Below are 22,040 nucleotides of genomic sequence, written 5' to 3'. Positions count from 1 at the left end.
ACATCTTCCATTGTCTTGCATTTTTTAACTTCTGTTTGATAATCAACATCTGGAACAATTATATCTTTCATTTTCAAAACCTCCAAAATTTTTTATATGAATATTATTCCAAATTTACCAATTTTGTGTACCAAAAAGACTATAGGTAAATTTGTTTTTACACAAATCTACTTACAGCCCCTATTACTCCTTCAAATAGCCTACTATTAATAACGTTCTAATTTTACTTTTTCAAGATTTTCTAGATGGATTTCATCTAATATTTTTAATTTGCCAAATGCCATTAATTCATATTTTCTATATTTTGACTTTATTATCTTTAATCTTAAATACGATATATATACAAGTAATTATACTTATGATGAATAAAATCCTTATTAATGAATTAAAAGTATTATATGCTAAAAAGCTTGAAATACTAATAAAGATAATCGCTATAACAGCAATTTTAATATAGGAACCAAACTCAATATTCTTATTATATTCAAGTAACATACCTATGTTTAGTTTATCTTCTTCTATTTTTTCTATAGATTCATGTAGTTCTAAATTACAATAATCAGCTTTATAATCCTCTCTATAATTTTTATAGAAATCATTCATAATTTACTCTTCAGCATTACTAAATTTATAAATATGTGACATATATATAGCCTTCCTTTATTATGTATTATTGAGTACATGTTATTTATTTAAAGATCTTCAAAGAACTCTTTTTTTATTTCTGTACACCTGGCATTTTTTATATCCTCTAATACATTTAATGCACTAAAATCAATTAAATCATAATATCTGTATTTTATATTTATTTCCCTTATCTTTAAGTATAGTAAACAAGTAAATAGCACTATACCAAAAATAAATAAATATTGTAATGTTGAATTAGAAGCATGATAAACATTAATACTTAAAAATAAATACATCAGAATACTTATAATTGTTATAATTATAAAAACTATTTTTCGCTTTAATTTTCTTTCCATCATACAAATTTGTATAAATACATCTTCACTTGTTATATCCCTATACAATTGAGAAACATCGAAATCTCTATATTTATCCTCATACTTTTCCTTATTTAATTTATCATATTCTTTTAGTATTTTCTTTTCATAATCATTTCTTGGTTCATATATGTAAGACATTCTTTGTCCTCCAGTTCACTTTAAATTAATTTTATCTATTACATACTTTTTGTAATTCTGTATTTATACATGAAGCAGTATAAACATAAATAATAGATATAAGGATAAAGCTTATAAGTACTTTATATTCTTCATGTTATAAAGACTCTTCTATAAGTAACAATATCAGTTTTTCAGCATTGAATCTTCAGATTACCAACTCATCTAAATGCATGTAACTTTCCTCTTAATTCATATTTTATATTAATAACATAAATTTTTCTATATAGGTCAAAATATATTTAAAAATTAGATACTTATCATTATAGATAAATCAACAAATTCTTAAATAAAACATATCTTAAAAAATTATTTATAGATATATATAATTGTAATTCTATAATTACAATTATAATATGTTTTTCTGTTAAACTCAAAAAAGAGTAACTCTGCAATTACAAAATTTAAAAGGAGGATAGACTATGCATCAATGGTTTTATCAAGACGATAATTATAATATAGGAAGTTCATTAAAAAGATTGCGTAAGAGAATGGGTTTATCGCAAGAACAGGTGTATTCAAAATTACAAACAATGGGATACAATGTTTCTAGAGCAGCATATGCTCAGATGGAGACAGGTACATATGGTATTCGGATAAGTGTGTTAGTTGCACTTAAACAGATATTCGATGCAGAATATGGAGATTTTTTTTCAGACTTGCCTTAACTTAAGCAAGCCTATTTTTAAGTAATATTTATTCTATTTCTATTTTATTCTCATCATTAAGAAGGCAATGTAATCTACACAAAATCATGTAACTTAACTCTTGAAAACCAGCATTTTCAAGTAGTAACATAATTTTGTAATTATTTTGAGGTCCTGTTTCTGTAGTACCACATATAATTTCCCATTTACGTGGATGTTCTATTGACCATTGTGATAACTCTATATTTTTTTTATTCAAGTAAATACACCTCCTATTGTAACTCTACAATTACAATTATAGCTAATATTTATGCTAATATCGAGTAAAACATGTAATTCTACAGCTACAAATACTTAAGGAGTATAGACCATGTCACAGTGGCTTTATCAAGAAAATAATTATACTATAGGAAATGCGTTAAAAAGGTTACGTAAAAAAACAGGCTTATCACAAGAACAAGTATCTTCAAAATTACAAACAATGGGGTGCAATGTTTCTAGGCCAATGTATGCTCAAATGGAGACAGGTACATATGGCATTCGACTAAGTGTATTAATTGCACTTAAATATATATTCAATGCAGAGTATAAAGATTTCTTTTCAGGCTTGCCTTAAGGTGCATATATCCCTTAATTATAAAAAGGTATGTGCTATACATACCTTTACTTATTTAGTATGAAATTTTTATAATTGTATTGCTTTGTTTAATTTAATTCATCTCTAAATAAATATCTAAAAGTTTGGTGAACTAACATATATGTTATATTTAACTTAATATTATTCTATTGTATTATCTGTATTATATATCTCTATTTTATCAGAATCGTTAGGAACTTTACCTATCTTTTTACATTTTTCTTCATAAAGTTTTCTTACATCTTCTGGTGTTGTTGCATATGTATAATCTGTAGTTTCAAAACTAAATCCAGTACTTGGTACAACAGTCTTATTTTTAGGTAGACTTTTCTTTTTTAGTGGTGCTTGTGCATTCACATCAATAAAAGAAAAACATGAACCTATAAATATTAGAATAGCAAGGATTATTCCACGTTTACCTCTTCTTTTTCCAATACTTTTTATTCTTATCTCTAAATTTGTTTTTGTAAACTCTGTTGCCAACATACCCATTTTATTGAGATTATTTAGCTCAATTGCACGTAAAATAGTTAGTGCATATTCTTTTTTACGTTTAGATGAACCTTCATTAATAACACTTTCATCACAACATAGTTCACAATCAGAATCAATTTTCTTGCTCATAATATAAACAAAAGGATTGAACCAATAAATAGCTTTTACAAATACTACTATGAATTTTATCAAGATATCTCTATGTTTAAAATGTGTTAACTCATGTTTTAAAATCCAATAAATATTTTCTTCATCATATGGAAGATCCAATAAAAATATATATGGTTTAAATAATCCTACACCTGCTGGGCTGGCTAATTCCTCTGTATACCTTAGAGGAATATTGTTTTTTATATTTAATTCAGATAGTAACTCTCTGTAAGTACTATTTATATTTTCATTTTCAACCTCGAAAGAAGTATCAACAATAAGATTCTTAAATTTCACATATTTAATTAATAGACGAGCTAAATAAAATATAACTCCAATTATTTATATACATATAAATAAAAGTGTAAGGTTTTTGTTTGGATGATTATTATTAAAATTAGTTATATTATCAATTAGAGTATAACTTTCTTTTGTTTTTGTTTTAAATTCAATTGAACAAGAAACAGGAAAAAGTAACATTCTAAAAAGAATAATTAGCCAAATATAATAATTAAATTTTTTACTAAATATTTTAAATATACATGTTTTTAGAATTATCAATATACAAATACCTAAACTACTTATTAATGTTGTCTTTAATAAATTTTCAAATAAAACATTCATTTATTTCTCCAAATATAAGATGCTCAAATTCTTCTTTTTTTAAGACATTATCTTCATATAGTGAAAGAAATACACTTCCTACTGAATTATTATGCAAGTTATTTACAAAATCTTTTATTACATAGTTTAAGTATCCTCTATATTCAATTATAATTTTATAATGTGTATATCTATCAATTTTTTCAGCTGATAAAAATTTTCTTTTAACAAACCTTGATAGAAGTGTTAGCGTAGTTGTCTGCTTCCAATCATATTCATTTTGCATTGCTTCAATAACCTCTTTAGAAATCACATTATCATTTTTCCCCCAAATAAATTTCATTACTTTTAATTCTGCTTCTGGTATTTTCTGCATAATAAATCCCCGTAAAATATATTGCATTTTAATACTATAAAATAAAAATAATTATATTAATAAAAATCTTATCTATTAAGATAATAGTACACGAATAATTAAGAATATTCTATACAAAATTTGATATTAGGCACTACAAAAAATACTGACCTTTTAATAGCCGTTTAGAAACGATTATTTTTTATCACTTTATAATTTATCCTATGGCAGATTACAATGCCTTAAAATCGAAATTTATATTTAATTATTAAATAATAACTAATATCATAGAATATTTAATTCTATGATATTTTTTCTAATATATTGATATTAGTAAGTTATACTGTTTATTTATTAATAAATTTCAGCTATAATTCAGCAAAACCATACTTTTATTTAATTTTTAATGGTATAATTAACATATAAAGTTTTTTAAGAAAGGTGGTTTTCTATGACTGGGTTTATAAGAATTGTAAATAAAAAGTACATAGTCTATTTAGAATATAAGGATGAACTTACTGGAAAGAAAAAACAAAAGAACATGGGTTCTTTTACTAAAAAAAGAGAAGCTAATAAAAGACTGGCAGAAGTAAAAGATAGTATGTATAAAAATAATATACTAATCCCAAATAATATTTTATTTGAGCATTTTTTAAAAACATTCATAGAAGAATATAAATCTAGATGGTCAATAACTACCTACAGTAAATATATTAATATATGCAATAAATACATAATAGCACATCTTGGTAAAATGAGATTACAAGATATTGATACAATACACATACAAAATTATATAAATACCTTGTCAGATACTCTAAGTTCTAAAACCTTAAAAATACATATTAATATAATGAAACTTGCATTTGAAAGTGCTTTTGATTTAAGAATAATTGACAAAAATCCAACTAAAGGAATAGATTTAGTTAAATCAAAAAAGTTTAAAAATGAAATCTATGATGAAGAACAGATAATAAGATTATTAGAAGCTTGTAAAAATACTCCTTTAGAACTTCATATAAATTTAGGTGTTGGACTTGGTATGAGGATATCTGAAATATTAGGTCTTTCATGGGAAAATATAGACTTTGAGAGAAAAATAATTTCAATAGAGAAAATTACTGCAAAAGTTAATGGAGAAGTAATACTTAAGGATACCAAAACTGAAAGTTCAATCAGAAAGATATCTGCTCCAGATGAAATAATGAATCTCCTGTCGAAATATAAATTAGAGCAAGAAAGAGAGCTGCTAAATGGTGGTATTGAGAATAAATACAATCTATTATTTATTAATAAGAAAGGTATTCCTATAGATGAAAGTGTTATAAGTCATAGATTTAGAAGATTCCTGGAATATGAGCAACTTCCTCATATTAGATTTCATGATTTAAGACATTCACATGTTACATTACTTATGAACTCGCATGTTCCTATAAAGGTTATTTCAGAAAGAGTTGGCCATTCAAATGTTAATACTACTTTGAATATATATTCTCATGTACTTAATGAAATGGATAGAGAAGCTTCAGATAAAATAGCAGGTAAATTATATAATGTTAATTAATAATCATTGTTAAATTAATAAATTTAATAATAATTATTAAAGATAAAACTAAGGGAATTTTTAAGAAAGCTCTTATATTGGCATATAAAGCATCTTTTTATAGTTTCATAGTTTAAACATGTTTTTACAATATAGCTTCATTCATTTTATTATAATATTAACTGGATGAGGCTATAGAAAAAACATTAAAATGTATTACTTACTAAAATTCAGAGTAGAAGTTATCAGGCTTAAAAGTCTATTTTTATTAACTTCAAAGTTATATTATTTATTTTAAAAAAGTCATTGAATTGGAGCGAAAAGATCATTATAAGATTCCACGAGTGGTTCTAGTATATCTCTGACATTATCATATTCAAAATAATTATCAGTTTTCTTCAGGTCCTCACATAAAACATCAAGAATTATATTTATACTTTATATGTTCAAAACTATGTGACTCATTCATACCAAGATAAACTACAGTATTTCTTAGTTTTCCTAAATCAGAAAGCACTCTTTGAGTTTTTTTATCAGCATTAAATGTATCACAATAAATAGTTATTAATTTTGTATAATCAATAGTTTTGATTCCTTCTCTTTTTATTAAAAACTCGTCTAAAAATAAAATAATATTAGGGTAATTTCTAATTTTCTTGTATTCATCTAATTTATTTGAAGGTAAATTTTCATTTATAAACATTGATTCAATCAGTAATTCAATAGATTTATGTAAATATATAATAGTTAGTTCTAAGTTTATATTATCTTTCTTATGCTCCTTGTTAGTATTGTAGTCATGAAAATATTTATTAACTAATTTAAGTAAATCAATTGCATTATCTATCATTTTTAATTTCATACCAATTTTTCCTCTCTTTAAAAGTATATTTATTTTCTATACTTATTGTATCTATATATTTCCAGTGTTTATGCTATAATAAATATAGCAAGGAATAATATTTGAAAAAGCTATGAGTGGTGTTTCCGTAGAAAATTTTCCTCACTTTCTTATGAAAGGAGGTGAAAAGCTATGGAAAATCTAATGATGAGTATTGTAGCTAGTGTTATAGCTAGTTATATCTACGATAAGTTAAAAAGCCACTCAAACTGAACTATACCCCTCTTAGGAGACAGTTGAAATATGTAAAACTGTCTAAAACTAGGAGGGTTTTGTTATGTCTAAAACTAAAGTATCATCAGAGCAAAAAATCGAAGCAATTGAATCATATTTAAAGGGTGAAAATTCAGTAATAAAAATAATGGAAGAATTAAATATTGGAAAACGTACATTCAGAGAGTGGATGCGAAATTATGAAACTTTTGGAAATGATGGTTTAATAAAACAAAGTCACAAATCATGCTATTCTAAAGAGTTTAAATTAAATGCTATAGAATCTTATCTAAATGGGGAAGGATCTTATGACACTATCTCAAAAAAATATAAAATGAGATCAGTTCATCCACTAAAAGCTTGGGTTAAAGAGTATAATCTTCATAATGTGATAAAAGAAACCCCGAAGGGAGGACTCTTTATGGAGACTAGAAAAACAACATTAGATGAAAGAGCTGAAATTGTTAAAGATTGTATTGAACATGATCTTAATTACAATTTAATAGCAAAAAAATACTTTGTTTCATACAGCCAAGTTAGAAGATGGACTCTTAAATATAAAGAAAATGGGATAGATGCTTTAGAAGACCGAAGAGGTAAAGCAAAAAAAGAAGATGAGTTAACTCAATTAGATGAAATAAAGTTGGAATTGAAAATTGTAAAAGCAGAAAAACACAAATTACAACTGGAGAATGAATTCTTAAAAAAGTTAAAAATCATAGAAAGAGGGTGGTAATTACACTATCCAAGAATGAAGATAAATATAAAGCGATTCAATCCTTATTCAATGAAAAAAAAGCTTCGCTTATACAATTATGTGAAATCGCTAAAGTAAATCGTTCTGGATACTATAAATGGCTTGGTCGAGATAAAAGTAATTTAGAACTTGAAAACATTAAATTAGCAACTTTGATAACTAAGATATATGAAGAAAAGAAGGGAGTTTTTGGCTCTTTAAGGATGACCTTGCAGTTAAACAGAGAGTATAAACTTAATGTCAATCACAAGAGAGTGTACAGACTAATGAGAGCCGTAGGCTTAAGGTCTATTTGTAGAAAAAAGAAATTTAGTTATGTTAAATGTACACCAGAAGTAATTGCTGAAAATGTATTAAATAGAAAATTTAGTGCAGATAAAACTTCTCAAAAATGGTTAACAGATGTAACTGAATTTAAATTAACCAACGGGACAAAGGCTTATTTAAGTGCAATTCTGGATTTAGGTGATAGAAGCATAGTTTCATATGTTATTGGAAAATCAAATAACAATAACTTAGTATTCGAAACTTTTAATAAAGCAATAGAAGTATATCCAAATGCAAAACCTATCTTTCATAGTGATAGAGGCTATCAGTATACTAGCAGGGTGTTTAAATCAAAACTTTTAACACAAGGCATGATACAAAGTATGTCGAGAGTTGGTCATTGTATTGACAATGCTCCTATGGAAGGATTTTGGGGAATTTTAAAAGTGGAAATGTACTATTTAAGGAAATTTGATACATACGAACAATTAGTCAAAGCAATAGATGATTATATATATTACTATAATAATTTTAGATATCAAAAGAGATTAAATTCTATGTCTCCACTTGAATTTAGAAAATATTTAAGTACAGAGATAGCATAATTTATTTTAAGTAGCTCTAAAAAAATTTAAATATCTAGGGTTTTATTTGACGTGCTATTTTTTAGATAGTAAACTTTAAAATATAGCTATTAATTATATGAATATAATAAAAAAAGTACTAATGATTGACACTAGTACTTTATAACCACTTTTACATGTTTTAACTGTATAAAACAGTGGGTATAGTTCAAACGCGACTAAGAGTGGCTGGGAACTGAGTATTAAGTTCCGAAAAAATAAATAACCAATTTTAAGTTGGAAACATCCCTCAAAAGTTAAGTAAAACATGTTTCCTTGCTTTTATTATACCATAAATTAAAAATATTATCACAAATTTTGTAAATGTTATTATATAAAAGAGATGACTTTAAATTATAGAATTAATAGAAAAATTTGACCCAAGAGAAAAAAATTATTTTTTTATTTTAGATGAATATAGTTGTTATAAACTTAAGCAAGGAATATATTCGTTGGATGGTGTTACAATTGAATAGTTGAGAAGAGAAAAAACATCTAGCAGTAATCGTAATGATATAAATTACTGTAGATTTATAGCCAATTTATTTTTACATGATAAATTTACAGCAGCAGCATGGATAAACTTAAATAAAAGTTGTAACCATTATTCTTTTATTGATGGTCAACATAGGACATGTGTAGTATCTAAATTACTAAATTTAGATGCAAATGTCAATCTTAGAGTAAACTATAAGGAACAAAATTGTGAGTGTATCTATTGTAGAAGAAAAAATGATTTAATTATAAAAAAAGGAGATATATATTTTTTTGATAAATTATTTAAAACAAAAAAATATATATACTTTGAAAAAAGTAGGAATGATTTCGATGTACGTTATCATTTGATTAAACTTTAAACTATTCTCTAAATGCGAATTTTAGAATTAATTATTATTTTTGATTAAAATAAATTTCGAATCCATTTATTTTATATAAGACTTACTAGGAACTTGTATTGATATTAGGCAAATATTTAATAAGTCAACACATAATCCTAAAGCATTTATTAAACATAATAAAATAGTATATTAACTCATCACTCCTAAGATATTAAGTAGAATTGATAAAATTATTGATAGTAAAATAAAAGGCATTATAGATACAATTAAAAACCTACACATTGAAATCTTTTCTATAGGTTTATGTTTTGATGTATTTATAAGAATGATGATGTAAAATTAATAATGACAAATGATGAATTTGGATACTCTGAAGTATTAGACACATTAGAAGAAGCTACATTTGTAAGAATTGTTACATATAATATCTCTGCTGAAAGCAAGAAACTAATTGAAAAAATAGAAAAATTCAAAGAAGATAAAGATGTCGTTATTATCACAAATATCCCAGCTCGTTTCAAGAAATATACAAGCTCTTATGCCAGAAATAGAGCAAAGAAAACAATAGGTAATTATATAGATAAACTTAACCCTGAGAAGTATGATGCAAATATTAGAACTTTCTTTAACTTCGGAAATCATTCCAAAATAATAATGACAGATGTAGTAGCATACATAGGTTCTGCAAATTTTTCTGATGAAAGTAGGAAGAATAATGAATGTGGTGTATTGATAAAAGATAAAAATGTAATAAATGAAATAAATAATGTATTTATACAAATGCAAATAGATGAAGCAGTTTCATATTATTCAAGTGAATATATGAAAGTATTTATTTCAATAACAAATCTTTTAACTAAAGCAAAAATGTATTATGAGGATTATTACTGGAGTTTCTTTGCTGACTCAGGACATCAACATCATGGAAGAGGAGATGAATATAGAGGTTTTAATGCATGTTTATCTCCAATACTTGTAGAAGATCTATCTTCTCTTTCATATGAAATAGAAGATGTCATTTTAGAATTAAACGATAATGAAGTGTACCCTGAAATATTTGAAGATTTAGATTTGAGTATATGTGAAGAAATTAGATGGAACAGATTCAGAACTAGAGGAATTTTCAAGATTTGACTGTGAAGATAAAACATATGAATTATTCGAAGAATACATTTTAGATGGAGATCCTGATAGAGTAGATCACTATGCTCAATTGGCATCTGATAATGCAAGTGATATGAATATTAGTTTAGTGAGTGAAATCTATCAAACATCACTAGATGGCATGAAGGTTATTGAAAAAATAGTTGACTTTTTACTTAATATATTGAAGATGCTAGATAAGAAAAAAGTAGTAAATACAAATGTAGATAATACCTAATTGAAATTATTCAGTTTTAATATATATTTGGCAAACTTTGATAAATTAAAATAATTTATGATAAAAATAAGGATATAATTTTAAAGTTAATATATTGGTATTACTTGTATAAAAGATTAAAATTCTCATGTTCTTAATAAAATATATAGAAAAGCCTCAGATAAAATTGTAGGAAAATCTATAAAGAGTATTTTTTAAACAACTGTAAATAGAAAATGGAGATTCATTCTTGGTAAAGATTAAAATAAAAGCTACAAGACAAGAATACCTGTAACTTTTTAAAGGATTATTTATTTGTATAATTTAAGATTTGTTATCCTTTTTTAATGTATTAAATATATATATTAATATGTTAGCTATAATAATAGTTGCCAACCATTTAAATTCGGGATTTATTCCTAAATTCACTAATACATAGGAGATAGGAATTCGTAATACATGTGAGATAAAAATTTGAATCATTTTACCCCTAAAAATATCTATAAATTTTAGAACTTTGCAAGGTATTTTATGATTGATTATTAACTTTATTTTACTTTGAACCATCTCATTAACTTTAATATTTCTTTTTTCATTTGTTATTCCTCCAATACTTATAAGTCAATATAAATTCGTAATATATTAATTAAAATAGTCACAGAAATTTATATTGCTACATACATCGAAAAAATATGAAAAAAAGTATCATCATTTTTTTAGTACTTTTATTTTTTATTTTTAAATTTTTTTTAATGAAATTGATTCAAATCAGTTGTTTTTAATGTATAATTTAATAAAAATATTAATAAAGGAGAGTTTGATGATAGTATTAAATATAATTCTTATCTGTATAGTATTTTTTATTGCCTGTATAGCAATTAGCCCCTCATAAGGTAGCAAATCGCCTTATAAGCCTCCCCCGTAAACCCGCATGAAATGGGCATTTTCTCAAATTCCGCAAATAAGGCAGCATAAGCTGTGACAGTATGGTTTTGTAAAGTTGGGCACCATTTGGGCACCACAAAACAAAAAAATAGCAAGCCCTTGTGTGGCCTGCTAATGTCCTTAGTATACCACACCCTCCACAAAACCAAGAGACCGGACAGAGTTTGTGGGCAAGGGGCAAGCGGGCGGTGACAAATAGGGCCTCAAAATCCTTGGCATAATGAGCCCCTATGAACGCGGTGCCGAGGGGGTCTGTATCATTTCACCTGAACCCCCTAAAACGGGCTTCTATCGTTCCGCATGACCGCCTCGTCTCATGCCGGGGTTATATTCATGCACGGTGGGAATCCAAATCCCACCGAAAACAATCGTGTGAAGCGGTGCAGGAGTATATACACTCCTGCAAAACGTTTGTTTTGTACTGGGACCTAAACCCCGGAAAAGAGCCGCAAAAGGCGGTCTTTTTCATCGCCACTAACAGGGTGACTACGCGTCCTGCCAGACGATGTGAACATACTTCTTTCCAGCCGGTCTATTCTCCCGTCTATCAGCGCCCGTAAGGGCGAGTAGTCGCTCCGCCTGTGGAGCCGTTCGCAAGGCAGCAAAGCGGCCCTTGCCGGGGGATTGGGGCGGCCCCCAACAAGCGGTTTGAACAGTTTTCGCATAGCGGAAAATGGGCAAATGCACAACGGTGTGTACCGTTGTGCCCTGCTTGCCACTATTAAAAACAGCTAAAGAGGGAGTACGCCTTATACCCAATAAAGCGCATTTAACAGTCAGGCAAATCTAAAGCTGATGTTTCGATTATTCACTTTCCCTTTTAAAGAAAAAGAAACCATCTTTACGCTGAACAAGTTCCCAACCGTCACTTCCTAATTCATTTAGTTGAACTTCAATATCTTGTGCTACTTTTTCATACTGCTTTGTATTCATAGCTAAAGCCGTTGCGATTGTTATAACCTTATATTCATATTTTTTCATTGAAAATGCCTCCTCCAATTTCTATTTTGTCGAATACGCCTTTTCCACCTAAGGCGTATAAATTTATAACTGGTTTTTTTCATTTTAATATGAGCGCATGGAAATGTCAAACAGTCCATTTCGTTTCATTACTTCATGCTACTGTTCATAACCTTGTTTGTTCGTTTGGGCACCATTCGGGCACCATTTTAACCGTTGCAGGACGGCTTCTCACATAGCAGAAATGCTGATTTCATAGGCCTTTCCGGCTGAAAAAAGGATTTTATAACCGCCGAATATTTACTATTTTTTATTTTATACTTTTCTTTAAAAAATAAAATTATTTTTATGTGTACATTAATCACATTGACGTTTTACATATTTTTAATTTCACTTATAGGTTCATTCACTTTAATAAACTCTAAATTTATGAAATCATCAATATTAATATACTTTATCCCTACATTTTCCTTGGTTATGTACTTGTATCTTGCTACCTTTATCAATAAAATAACGCTTATATTCTTTAGTAGAAAATTTTCTGCATTAAAAAATATTAAATATAATTTTAATATTTTAAGATACCATTTAATTGTAATTTTTCTAATAATCTTTATTTATTTGAATATTAATGGATTTTTTTATAAAGAAGATTTAGATGATACAGTTTTTTTAGTGATAAATGTTTTTTTTACTATAATTCTGTTGGCCATGATAGATATGAATTCTATGTTTAATATAGATTCTATGTCAAATAGGTGGATTAAGAAACTTGAGTCTACAAAATAATGTACTTAAAGAAAATGGTTCAATATAATTATTTTCAAATAATAAGACATCTTGGGCATATATTGGTAGGATGATTGGATTTTCAACAAGTAAGTGTAAACAAATGAGAATAGAGATTATAGATAAGATAAAAGGTCTTCTATGAAAAATAATAAAAAAATACCATAAGAAAATCGTTGAAAAAATATGATTTTCTTATGGTATAATTTATATTTTATATGTTAAGAGGTTTTAATTGGTTTTATTTTATATTGGTTAATACTAAGGGTTAGTATATTTTTAGTATCTGAAATAACAGAATCTATTATAAGTTTTTTATATGTCATAACCTTATCTAAATTAGTGTAATATGTTTTGGATTATACTTTATTAAATAAAATTATTTATTTATGATACTCATAAACTAGTACTTCTCTATTATCAGGTCTAACAGCATATATTTTAATTGGTTTATATGTTAATACATTTGCTAAATCTGTATCATAAGTTTTAAAATTTACATAATTAGTTTTAGGTTGGTTTTCATCTCCTCCATAATTACGCATTTCTTTGTCTCTAGTACCTATGTCTTTGTACACTCCATTTCCTGTAGAATCTTCAAGAGTCGCATATACATGGTATTTATTAATATAATTAAGCACATCTTTATTAGTATCAGTAGGCTTAAGGTAATATCCTTTAAAATAAGATTGACCAGTACTCATATTCCATTCAAAGTCTGCATAGTATGTTTTATGTGCATCTATTATTTCTTGATCAGTTGGAACTTTAACCTCTGCTTCTTCAAGTACTTCAGGTGTACTATTTAATTCTGTAATAGATAAATTATCTAAAAATGTTGTTCCACTACCATTTAAAGTTATTTCTATATCAGAAGAATCTTTTCCAGTTGTTTCAAATTCATAACTAAATTTTGTATAATTCTTTTCTGGTACTAAATAATCTGTTTTTTCTTCCTTTGCTTTTATATTTACAGATATTGAATTAGATGCTGAAGTGTCTTTTGAGTATCCACTAAAAACATAACGCTTATAAGGTTTTAATTTAGACATTGGTATTGTAATCTTAGTCTGCCCATTTAGTTTATTCGCTGCCCCTTGTAAGCCTTCTTTATTTGTAGTATTAACATTGCTCCATTCACTAGGATAATTATTATAACCATCAAAGTTAGTAAAGTATGTTGGTGTTTTTATAAGGATATTCATACCTCTTTCAAGTTTAACATTATATATCTTTTTATCATCTAAAGATTTTAATCTCTCTTTAATTGTATCAGCTGTATAATTATCAAATACAAGTTCAACACAACTCTCATCTATCGGTGTTCCATTAGAATATAATAAACCATCTTTTTGAGTAGCACCAAATGCTTTTTCGATTGCTTGGCCAATTGTAAGCTGTGGAGTCTTATCTTCTGGGTCATATGAATCTTTAGCAGCAACTCGTCTCTCGTAAGTTCCATTTCCTGTATCTAGTATAAGAGATGCCGAGATGCTGTCCACTTGACTTATATAGTCTGACCAATTATTTCCTTCTGTCACTATTTGTCCTTGACTATTTTTTGTACCAAAGTTTCCACTTACTTGCGTTGTTTCTAGTTTAATTTGTTTTCCAGAATCTAATTTTTTCATTTGTTCATAATTTAATGGTATTAATCTAGAACTAAACTGGTCCATTGTATTAAGTGCTAAAGGAGATACCCCTTTTTTAGGATATGTGTCATTAGGAGATAAATTGTTACCAATTTGATTTTCTTGTGCTTTAATAGTTGATAATGTGTCTCCATCTAATACTAAGTTTGTTGTTGGTGTTACTTTATACATAGGTGCAGTACCTGTATTATAGTATCTAACATTTGCATTTATATATGCTGATTCACTTTTGCTTATTTGCAAACCTTTATTCCAGGATTCTCCATTACTATCTTGTACAGCTGTTGAATTATCTGTTGTATGAGAATAATTTGCTGTTACATTAGCTGTAAAACCATTTTGATATCCAGCACTTACAGATACACCCACTGTATTTGCATCAGTTTTACTATTTGTAGTGGCTCTAGAAACTGTTTTTCCTTGGTCAGTAGAAACATGGTCATTAGTAGATAATATTAATTTTTCCATACCTACACCTACAATTGGATATGCAGCAACCAATAGGTCTCTTGCCTCTTTACTTATTGCTCTATCAAATGTTCCAGCAGATTTTTCATAATCTGTATATGGGTCTCCAGCAGTATTTGGCTCTAAATAGTTTGATACATATTTTTTATATCCTTGCTCTGCAAAACTATCTTCCCATTTTACTGCAATTAAGTCTTTTATAGTATATCCATTTCTTTCATATGCATCTGGTATATTGTCATTGTCTGTATCTAAGTCTTCATCTTCCCAATCAAACATCAAATTTGGGTCAAAGAAATTATTATTTGGAATAAATGGGTCATTTTTTTCTATTTTAGAATAATCTCTTAAGAATAAATTTTCTTCAGGTATAAGTGTTTTATTGCCATTTGATTCCCAATAAAGTTTAGGTGATGATAAGTTATCAATTGAACCTAAGTTTTTATCCTGTAACTCTATTCTAATTTTATATTCTTTACCTTTTTTCATGGCTACTTTAAGTGTGTTTGTTACATCACCTTTAGCATCTACTTGCATTAACACATCATCTCTATCAGTTGATAATGTATATTCTCCATCTTCAGAAGGAATTATTTTTCCTGTCCATAGTACAGATTTTACATCTGATTTGTCTTTATCTAAAAGCTTATCCACTTTCTTTTCTTCAAACTTTAAATTACCATCTTTTATTGGAGCCATTAGTTCTAATTCTTTAAAGTGCTCATCTGCAAAATAATACCCCATTAATCCATTACTCGGAAGTGTTTCTTCGTTTTTTACTTCTCTTTTCTGATTTACAATATTATTTGTAGTAGTTTGTGCATATACAGGATATGATAGAGCCTGGCTGACTATTGCTGTAAGTGTTAAAAAACTTAGTAACTTCTTATTTCTCATTTGTACTTTCATTTTTCTCCTCCTTAATATTAAAACATATTTTTATTACCTATTCATTTAATAATGTTGTATCGACGATTAATTTTGTTGTAGTGCCATCTTTATAAGTATCAACTTTATTAATCTTTAACTTACTACCATGATTTAAAAGAAATTCAAATTCTCCTGCTGCTCCTGGAAAAGATGATACATAAGTTCCAGAAGAACCTTTAGGTAGCATTATGCGTAGCACTATTCTTCTAGGAGCAAATCCACTCATATTTACACTACCTATACTTGTACTCACAAAGTTTGGATATGTTAATGTTTTCCCTTCCCATTTTTCTTTAAATGTATTTACATTTGCTTCTAAGTTAAAATTATATTCAGAAGACGAAAGATTTAAGCCAAACTCAGCAGCACCAGCTCTTCTATATACAGTTAAATTAGATGTAAGAGGTTTAATTTTCAATGCACTGTCAATATTACTTATATAAGCATCTAATCTTGAGTCAGGATCTTTTTTTGTCTCATTTTTTATTAAATAATCATTGATACCTTTATATCCTTGAGCTACCATATAATATTGCAATGCATCAATCTGACTTGCATTTAATGATGTGGCCCAATCTTTGTAAGCTTCTTTTGCCCATTCATCTCCTTTAACTACTTCATCTTTGAAATCAAGACTACTTACTAAAGATGCTTCAATTTTTATGTATTGTTTTCCACCTATAACTACACGAAGTGTTTTATCAACTTTTATACTATAACCTTGTTCTATTAATGTACTTACTGATTCACCATTTTGATATGGTAGTATTCCAGTACCTTTAGGTAATTTTAGATGTACAAATAATGGTGTGGGTTTGCTATCTGATTTATCTGGCTCAGACAAAGATATATCTTTAAATCCATCTTGTTTAAATAATCTATCCTGAACTGTTTCTTTAAATTCATTAAATTTTTCTACACTTATCTCATTTTCTGAATTTCCTCTAATTTAACTATTAAAAGCAAATCTATTAGCAGATTCAAAGTAATAAACATACATAGGTTTATCTATTTTATTTTTAGATATTGCACTTTTAAGATCCTTATATTCTTTTTCAAAGGGATTGGCTGATATTTGATAATCATAAAAATAGTTTCTTTCTTTAGAATATTTACTTATCGCTATTGAATCTTTCCTATATTCTGCAAGAGCTTCTTTTTCTACTTTTACAAGACCTTTTTCTACTCTTTCAGCTTCTTTTCTTTCCCATTCTATAGCTTTTTCTTTATCTTTTAGAAAATCTTCTGGTCTTTCTATTCCAGCCTTATAAGCAGTGGTAGTTATTTTTTGAGGTGAATATCCTGCCAAATTTTCAGCATAAGTTCCTCCACTGAATAAGACACTTGTTAAAATAAGACCTAGTACTACTATTTTAGAAATATAATTTCTAATCTTTTTCATTTAAAATACCTCCTCACATTATTTTAAATATTTATTAATCTAATTATATAATCTAAATTAATAAATATTAGTTAGATTTCAAAATCAACATTTTAGTAGTCGTTAAATAGTTTATTTGATATAAAAAATCGTTTAAAATATAAAAAAAATAATTTTTATGATTTAAAAACAGTTTTTTAGGAAATAATACAATGATTTATGTAAAATAGTATATTAATTTAAGATATATATTATATATTGAGCTAACTTTAATTTAAATTTAGTATATGCTTACAAAGCTATATTTAGAAAGAATATTTTTAATATTATAAAAAATGAATGAAATACATAAAACAAGTCGTATTCTGCATTTTTAATAATATAGATACTTTATAAAAAATTGTAATAGCAAGCCAATATATACTATTTCATATTTTTGGTAATAAACTTCGTAAAAATATGAAAACATAACTATAATCTAAAAAATAAACAATCAAAAATAGTGTAAAAACTAATACTTTTTGTTAATATTAATAGATAAAGATAAACTAAGGTGGTGATTAAACTGACAATAGAAGAATACAAAAATAAATACTCTACTGGAGGTAAGATTATACTTTCCCTAAAGAGTTTTGATGATAAAGAATTATACTATCATGAAACTGATAGCATATTAAATACAATTACTTTTATACTTTAGAAATATTTATATTAAAGTACAATAGGTCCTAATATATTAAAATATTTTTTCAAAAAAAAAGTAAATCTGCCCCATATTATTCAAATAAAGAAAAAACAAGCTATTTTAAGTAAATAAAAAAATAAATTGCATTAGTCAATTAAATAATGAAGGAGGTAATTATATATAAAAAAGAGATTAATTAAAAAAAATTGATATAATAAAAAAGAGGTGTTAAAATGAAGCAGAGATTAGAAGAAAAATCTAAAATTACTAAAATATCAAAAGAATATAAGAGAACTACAATTGAAGAAACTGATAGAGAATGGACTAAAAAATTAAATGATATTCTCAGTAAAGGTGATTTTTCTAATGAGGAGTTACATAAAATCAAAGATCTAATTCCAAAAGAAATATTAACTAGTGAGAATATAGGAGAGGTTGTAACTGAAGATGGATATGCTAAACCTGAGTATGATGAAGTATTTAAATCATTATTTACTTTAAATAATGATTACGATTTACTCATTAACTTTATCAATGATATTCTCAAAGATGCTCCACATGCTAATAGAAACATTAAACCTTTTACTCAAATAAAAAAAATAATCCGAGTTGAAACTGATCCAACGATTAATTACATTGGTGAGAAAAGACCTAGACTTGATATTTTAGCTGAAGATGAAGAAAATAATCATATAAATATTGAGATGCAAAGAGCACTTGAAGATGATTATTTAGAAAGGGCTGAATATTACCTTAGTCGTGTACATGGTAGAAAATTAGAAGAAGGTAAAGAATATAAAGAAATTGGAAAAACAATTGGAATACATATACTAAATCATGTAAAATATAATCAAATAGATGATTATATAAACTGCATGAGACTAAGCATGGATGGTCACCCAGATATTTATTCAAAAAAAACAGCATTGTACTTTGTAGAGCTTCCTAAGATTAGTAGACACAATAATATAGTAAATAGAATCCTATTATGGGGAAAACTCATTAGCAATCCTTCTAATCTAGATGTTAGGATTATAGCTAATAATGACTATGTTATTAGAAAAGCTTTAGATAGGTTAAAAGATCTAGGAAGAAATGAAGAATATTTATTAAATCTGAAAAGAGGTGCATATATTATGAATAAAAGTAGAAACTTCAAGGAAGAAATTTTTAATGAAGGTATTGAAAAAGGTATTGAAAAAGGTATTGAAAAAGGTATTGAAAAAGGTAAAAGAGAAGAAGCTAGAAGAAAAGATCATAAGTTAATTGTAATGTTAAAAAAGAATGGTTTTAAATTAGATGATATATTAAGTAAATTTGATGATTTTGATTTAAGTGAAAATGAAATTAAAGAGATTTATAATAACAATTAATCTAAAAAACATTAGCTAGATAGCTAATGTTTTTTCATAAAATTAATAATGAATTAGCTGAGGTGCATATATTATGAATAGAAGCAGAAACTTAGTAATTGGAACATCTCGTTTTTACATTAACGACAAAGAAATAAATCAAAGCACTAATTTAAAAGAAATAATGGATGAAATAGATAAAGTGGCATATGAGGTAGGAGGAATATTTAAAAAAAGAAAAACTTTCGAGTTTGCAGATACTTGCCAAGTTACTAAAAAAACTTTATTGGAAGCAGCAGAAAAAGCAAAACAAATTTTAGCTGAAAAGCAAGAAAAAATTGAGAAACAAAAAGAAGATAGAAAGCAAAAAGAACAGGACAAAAGCAAGTAGTAAAAAGTTGGGCTGTATCTTGCAACGACCTAAATGAAGCTTGCGACTTAGATACAATGACGGAAATGATAGACGAAAATGGCAAAATAGAGATAATTAGAAGCCACACATATTAAGCAATAAGTGTTAGAAGATTCTACATAGAGGTTGTATGTTAAAATCAAGTGTACAGCCTTTTTTAAATTAATATAAGAATATAGTTTAACAGTTATTATTTATAAAAACAGAAGTGAAAAATAGAGACTTACAAAATGATTAGATTCAAGTATCAGTATTTATATTTAATAGATTTTATTACCTAGGATTAATAAGCATATTATAAGGATATATGATACTAAAATCTAGCAATAAGTTTGAGTATAATGATACTTTAGGATTAATTTTGCAGTAAGCATTTATATTAAATATATAAATAAAGACAAGATACTATAATTTATTATCTTGTCTTTATAATTTAGTGTTCAAAAACTATAATTAAGTTTTTTAAAATTTATTATAATCAATACTATATCTACTAGGAATGTTTATATTAACATCACATAGTAAATAATTTAATAGCATTACATTCCAATTATTCAACATGGATACCAGCAATAAAACTACCCAATGAACAATTCATAGGTATAACATCACCAGCATTTTGTAAATATCAGAAAATTTATAATAAGAATCAGGATGAAACACCATTTTCTAGTAAAGGAAGGGAGTTGCATTTCAAAAGAACATATAAGCAACTACCTTTGGCAAGAATGGAAGAAATCTTACAAGCTCCTGATATACTTAAATTTAATAAGTATGGTAAGTCTAAAGAAATCTATAATTATGAGTATTTCATGAATAGAATGTATGCTTTCAATAGAGATAAGGGAATATGTAAAATTTGCGGAGAACCTATAATAAATTGAGATAATTTTCACTGTCACCATATAAGCAAAAGCCTTCCTTTATCACAGATAAACAAAGTTCAAAACCTATTATCGACACATAGTAAATGTAATAAGCTAATACATGAAAATATAAGCCAAGATGGATTTTCAGATAAAGCAATCAAAAACGCAACAAAATTTAGGAAAAAACTAATTGTTGATTAAATAAAATTGATGGAACGCTGGATGCGATGAAAGTCGCATGTCCGGTGTGAAACAGGGGAAAACAACTCTTAACAGGTAATGCTGAATATGATTGTTACCTATTGTTATTATTAAATACAGTGGATATGTTTATGGAAATACTCCATTAAAAAATGATTTATCTCACATTAAAGACTATTCTTTATTTATGAAAAAAATAAATTATTGTTTATCAAAACAATTTGCATCATTAGAAAAAGGTGGTAGACTCATAATTCTTACAATAAATATAAAATATTATAACAAAATCATAGATAGATACATAGAAACTTGCCTATCAAACGAAGAAATTTTTAAATGTGGAGCTTTTATAAATAATAAAAAACTCTATCTTTCTCCTACTGATAGAGATCTTGATACAAGCAAGTATAATGATTTTGAGTTATTTAACAATTTATTTAATAAGTATAAAACTCATCAAATATCATTATGTGAACTAAAGAATGATATTAAAAAGAGTCTTCATTCATTACTTTATTACTATAATACAAGGCAAGATAATGTATCAAGTATAATATCTAGCTTAAAGCATATACCTGGTAAGATATATACATATGATGTATTTGTTGAAGAGATAAGAGAAACTATTGATTTTTGTATTGGGATTTTTGAGTGGTAAGAAGAGACTCCTAATTCAATTTTATATGAATTAGAAAAGAGAATGTATATAGATTTGTGTAAATATATATTTTTGCTACTAAATATTACTGGAAACTTTCAATTCTAGTAATATTTTTTTATTATCAGGAAATACTAATAATGGTATTTTATACACATTTATTG

Annotated in this window: 23 protein-coding genes; 13 read left to right on the top strand and 10 right to left on the bottom strand. The window is 26.6% G+C overall.

The annotated features are described in order from the left end of the window. Positions 1 to 297: 297 nt before the first annotated feature. Positions 298 to 603 carry a hypothetical protein gene (locus IR152_RS18650; RefSeq protein ID WP_227453344.1) on the bottom strand — a complete coding sequence of 102 codons (306 nt, stop codon included), beginning with the start codon at positions 601 to 603 and terminating at the stop codon, positions 298 to 300. Between the two features lie 89 nt (positions 604 to 692). After that, on the bottom strand, positions 693 to 1,145 hold the full coding sequence (locus IR152_RS18645) for a hypothetical protein (protein WP_227453343.1): 453 nt from the start codon (positions 1,143 to 1,145) through the stop codon (positions 693 to 695). 461 nt (positions 1,146 to 1,606) lie between these two features. Between IR152_RS18645 and IR152_RS18640 the strand changes: the two genes are divergently transcribed. Further along, positions 1,607 to 1,852: a helix-turn-helix transcriptional regulator gene (locus tag IR152_RS18640; RefSeq protein WP_227453342.1), complete on the top strand. Its 246-nt coding sequence runs from the start codon at positions 1,607 to 1,609 to the stop codon at positions 1,850 to 1,852. Positions 1,853 to 1,880: 28 nt separating this feature from the next. Here the strand turns inward: IR152_RS18640 and IR152_RS18635 are convergent, their stop codons facing one another. After that, complete coding sequence (locus IR152_RS18635; RefSeq protein ID WP_227453341.1) at positions 1,881 to 2,090, bottom strand: hypothetical protein; 210 nt, start codon at positions 2,088 to 2,090, stop codon at positions 1,881 to 1,883. Between the two features lie 111 nt (positions 2,091 to 2,201). Here IR152_RS18635 and IR152_RS18630 point away from each other — a divergent pair, with 111 nt between their 5' ends. Beyond that, positions 2,202 to 2,447: a helix-turn-helix transcriptional regulator gene (locus tag IR152_RS18630; protein WP_227453340.1), complete on the top strand. Its 246-nt coding sequence runs from the start codon at positions 2,202 to 2,204 to the stop codon at positions 2,445 to 2,447. A gap of 162 nt (positions 2,448 to 2,609) precedes the next feature. Here the strand turns inward: IR152_RS18630 and IR152_RS18625 are convergent, their stop codons facing one another. Continuing rightward, positions 2,610 to 3,443, bottom strand: coding sequence for a M56 family metallopeptidase (locus IR152_RS18625; protein WP_311315458.1), 834 nt, complete (start codon positions 3,441 to 3,443; stop codon positions 2,610 to 2,612). A gap of 277 nt (positions 3,444 to 3,720) precedes the next feature. Next, positions 3,721 to 4,092 carry a BlaI/MecI/CopY family transcriptional regulator gene (locus IR152_RS18620; RefSeq protein WP_227453339.1) on the bottom strand — a complete coding sequence of 124 codons (372 nt, stop codon included), beginning with the start codon at positions 4,090 to 4,092 and terminating at the stop codon, positions 3,721 to 3,723. Positions 4,093 to 4,522: 430 nt separating this feature from the next. Here IR152_RS18620 and IR152_RS18615 point away from each other — a divergent pair, with 430 nt between their 5' ends. Beyond that, positions 4,523 to 5,635, top strand: coding sequence for a tyrosine-type recombinase/integrase (locus IR152_RS18615; RefSeq protein WP_227453338.1), 1,113 nt, complete (start codon positions 4,523 to 4,525; stop codon positions 5,633 to 5,635). Positions 5,636 to 6,032: 397 nt separating this feature from the next. Here the strand turns inward: IR152_RS18615 and IR152_RS18610 are convergent, their stop codons facing one another. Beyond that, complete coding sequence (locus IR152_RS18610) at positions 6,033 to 6,476, bottom strand: hypothetical protein (protein ID WP_227453337.1); 444 nt, start codon at positions 6,474 to 6,476, stop codon at positions 6,033 to 6,035. Positions 6,477 to 6,792: 316 nt separating this feature from the next. Between IR152_RS18610 and IR152_RS18605 the strand changes: the two genes are divergently transcribed. From IR152_RS18605 to IR152_RS18585, 5 genes are all read left to right on the top strand, one after another. Continuing rightward, entirely contained in the window at positions 6,793 to 7,464 is a 672-nt protein-coding gene (locus tag IR152_RS18605; protein ID WP_227453336.1) for a helix-turn-helix domain-containing protein, read from the top strand. Further along, entirely contained in the window at positions 7,458 to 8,357 is a 900-nt protein-coding gene (locus IR152_RS18600; RefSeq protein WP_227453335.1) for an IS3 family transposase, read from the top strand. The genes IR152_RS18605 and IR152_RS18600 overlap by 7 nt, the downstream gene beginning before the upstream one ends. Before the next feature lie 494 nt (positions 8,358 to 8,851). Further along, complete coding sequence (locus IR152_RS18595) at positions 8,852 to 9,232, top strand: hypothetical protein (protein WP_227453334.1); 381 nt, start codon at positions 8,852 to 8,854, stop codon at positions 9,230 to 9,232. A gap of 327 nt (positions 9,233 to 9,559) precedes the next feature. Next, on the top strand, positions 9,560 to 10,348 hold the full coding sequence (locus IR152_RS18590) for a phospholipase D-like domain-containing protein (protein WP_227453333.1): 789 nt from the start codon (positions 9,560 to 9,562) through the stop codon (positions 10,346 to 10,348). Then, on the top strand, positions 10,296 to 10,595 hold the full coding sequence (locus IR152_RS18585) for a hypothetical protein (RefSeq protein WP_227453332.1): 300 nt from the start codon (positions 10,296 to 10,298) through the stop codon (positions 10,593 to 10,595). The genes IR152_RS18590 and IR152_RS18585 overlap by 53 nt, the downstream gene beginning before the upstream one ends. Before the next feature lie 1,728 nt (positions 10,596 to 12,323). Here the strand turns inward: IR152_RS18585 and IR152_RS18580 are convergent. The 4 genes from IR152_RS18580 to IR152_RS20225 all read right to left on the bottom strand — a co-directional run bounded on the left by IR152_RS18580 (position 12,324) and on the right by IR152_RS20225 (position 17,720). Next, positions 12,324 to 12,500, bottom strand: a complete 177-nt coding sequence (locus tag IR152_RS18580; protein WP_227450647.1) for a DUF4177 domain-containing protein — start codon at positions 12,498 to 12,500, stop codon at positions 12,324 to 12,326. Between the two features lie 1,151 nt (positions 12,501 to 13,651). After that, entirely contained in the window at positions 13,652 to 16,297 is a 2,646-nt protein-coding gene (locus IR152_RS18575; protein WP_227453331.1) for a binary toxin-like calcium binding domain-containing protein, read from the bottom strand. A gap of 37 nt (positions 16,298 to 16,334) precedes the next feature. Beyond that, positions 16,335 to 17,162 (bottom strand): ADP-ribosyltransferase, encoded by an 828-nt coding sequence (locus IR152_RS20230; RefSeq protein ID WP_285894808.1) that lies wholly within the window; start codon positions 17,160 to 17,162, stop codon positions 16,335 to 16,337. A 105-nt stretch (positions 17,163 to 17,267) separates the two neighbouring features. Next, positions 17,268 to 17,720 (bottom strand): ADP-ribosyltransferase, encoded by a 453-nt coding sequence (locus tag IR152_RS20225; protein ID WP_285894807.1) that lies wholly within the window; start codon positions 17,718 to 17,720, stop codon positions 17,268 to 17,270. A 535-nt stretch (positions 17,721 to 18,255) separates the two neighbouring features. Between IR152_RS20225 and IR152_RS18565 the strand changes: the two genes are divergently transcribed. From IR152_RS18565 to IR152_RS18545, 5 genes are all read left to right on the top strand, one after another. Continuing rightward, positions 18,256 to 18,399: a hypothetical protein gene (locus tag IR152_RS18565; RefSeq protein ID WP_227453330.1), complete on the top strand. Its 144-nt coding sequence runs from the start codon at positions 18,256 to 18,258 to the stop codon at positions 18,397 to 18,399. Between the two features lie 218 nt (positions 18,400 to 18,617). Continuing rightward, entirely contained in the window at positions 18,618 to 19,757 is a 1,140-nt protein-coding gene (locus IR152_RS18560) for an Rpn family recombination-promoting nuclease/putative transposase (protein ID WP_227453329.1), read from the top strand. Positions 19,758 to 19,830: 73 nt separating this feature from the next. Further along, on the top strand, positions 19,831 to 20,127 hold the full coding sequence (locus tag IR152_RS18555; protein WP_227453328.1) for a hypothetical protein: 297 nt from the start codon (positions 19,831 to 19,833) through the stop codon (positions 20,125 to 20,127). 707 nt (positions 20,128 to 20,834) lie between these two features. Further along, complete coding sequence (locus tag IR152_RS18550; protein WP_227453327.1) at positions 20,835 to 21,032, top strand: hypothetical protein; 198 nt, start codon at positions 20,835 to 20,837, stop codon at positions 21,030 to 21,032. 373 nt (positions 21,033 to 21,405) lie between these two features. Continuing rightward, a complete protein-coding gene (locus IR152_RS18545) occupies positions 21,406 to 21,876 on the top strand; it encodes a hypothetical protein (protein ID WP_227453326.1) in 471 nt (156 codons plus the stop codon). Positions 21,877 to 22,040 lie beyond the last annotated feature (164 nt).

The organism is Clostridioides sp. ES-S-0108-01 (genome assembly GCF_020662285.1).
Classification (GTDB): domain Bacteria; phylum Bacillota; class Clostridia; order Peptostreptococcales; family Peptostreptococcaceae; genus Clostridioides.
The sequence above is the reverse complement of the archived record's forward strand: the minus strand, read 5'-3'. Positions and strand labels throughout refer to the sequence as shown.

Bases quoted from the DNA above. Each gene is read 5' to 3' on its own strand.
- IR152_RS18650 (WP_227453344.1), bottom strand. From the start codon at position 603: ATGAATGATTTCTATAAAAATTATAGAGAGGATTATAAAGCTGATTAT.
- IR152_RS18645 (WP_227453343.1), bottom strand. From the start codon at position 1,145: ATGTCTTACATATATGAACCAAGAAATGATTATGAAAAGAAAATACTA.
- IR152_RS18640 (WP_227453342.1), top strand. From the start codon at position 1,607: ATGCATCAATGGTTTTATCAAGACGATAATTATAATATAGGAAGTTCA.
- IR152_RS18630 (WP_227453340.1), top strand. From the start codon at position 2,202: ATGTCACAGTGGCTTTATCAAGAAAATAATTATACTATAGGAAATGCG.
- IR152_RS18620 (WP_227453339.1), bottom strand. From the start codon at position 4,092: ATGCAGAAAATACCAGAAGCAGAATTAAAAGTAATGAAATTTATTTGG.
- IR152_RS18615 (WP_227453338.1), top strand. From the start codon at position 4,523: ATGACTGGGTTTATAAGAATTGTAAATAAAAAGTACATAGTCTATTTA.
- IR152_RS18610 (WP_227453337.1), bottom strand. From the start codon at position 6,476: ATGAAATTAAAAATGATAGATAATGCAATTGATTTACTTAAATTAGTT.
- IR152_RS18605 (WP_227453336.1), top strand. From the start codon at position 6,793: ATGTCTAAAACTAAAGTATCATCAGAGCAAAAAATCGAAGCAATTGAA.
- IR152_RS18590 (WP_227453333.1), top strand. From the start codon at position 9,560: ATGACAAATGATGAATTTGGATACTCTGAAGTATTAGACACATTAGAA.
- IR152_RS18580 (WP_227450647.1), bottom strand. From the start codon at position 12,500: ATGAAAAAATATGAATATAAGGTTATAACAATCGCAACGGCTTTAGCT.
- IR152_RS18575 (WP_227453331.1), bottom strand. From the start codon at position 16,297: ATGAAAGTACAAATGAGAAATAAGAAGTTACTAAGTTTTTTAACACTT.
- IR152_RS20225 (WP_285894807.1), bottom strand. From the start codon at position 17,720: ATGAAAAAGATTAGAAATTATATTTCTAAAATAGTAGTACTAGGTCTT.
- IR152_RS18560 (WP_227453329.1), top strand. From the start codon at position 18,618: ATGAAGCAGAGATTAGAAGAAAAATCTAAAATTACTAAAATATCAAAA.
- IR152_RS18555 (WP_227453328.1), top strand. From the start codon at position 19,831: ATGAATAGAAGCAGAAACTTAGTAATTGGAACATCTCGTTTTTACATT.
- IR152_RS18545 (WP_227453326.1), top strand. From the start codon at position 21,406: ATGAAAAAAATAAATTATTGTTTATCAAAACAATTTGCATCATTAGAA.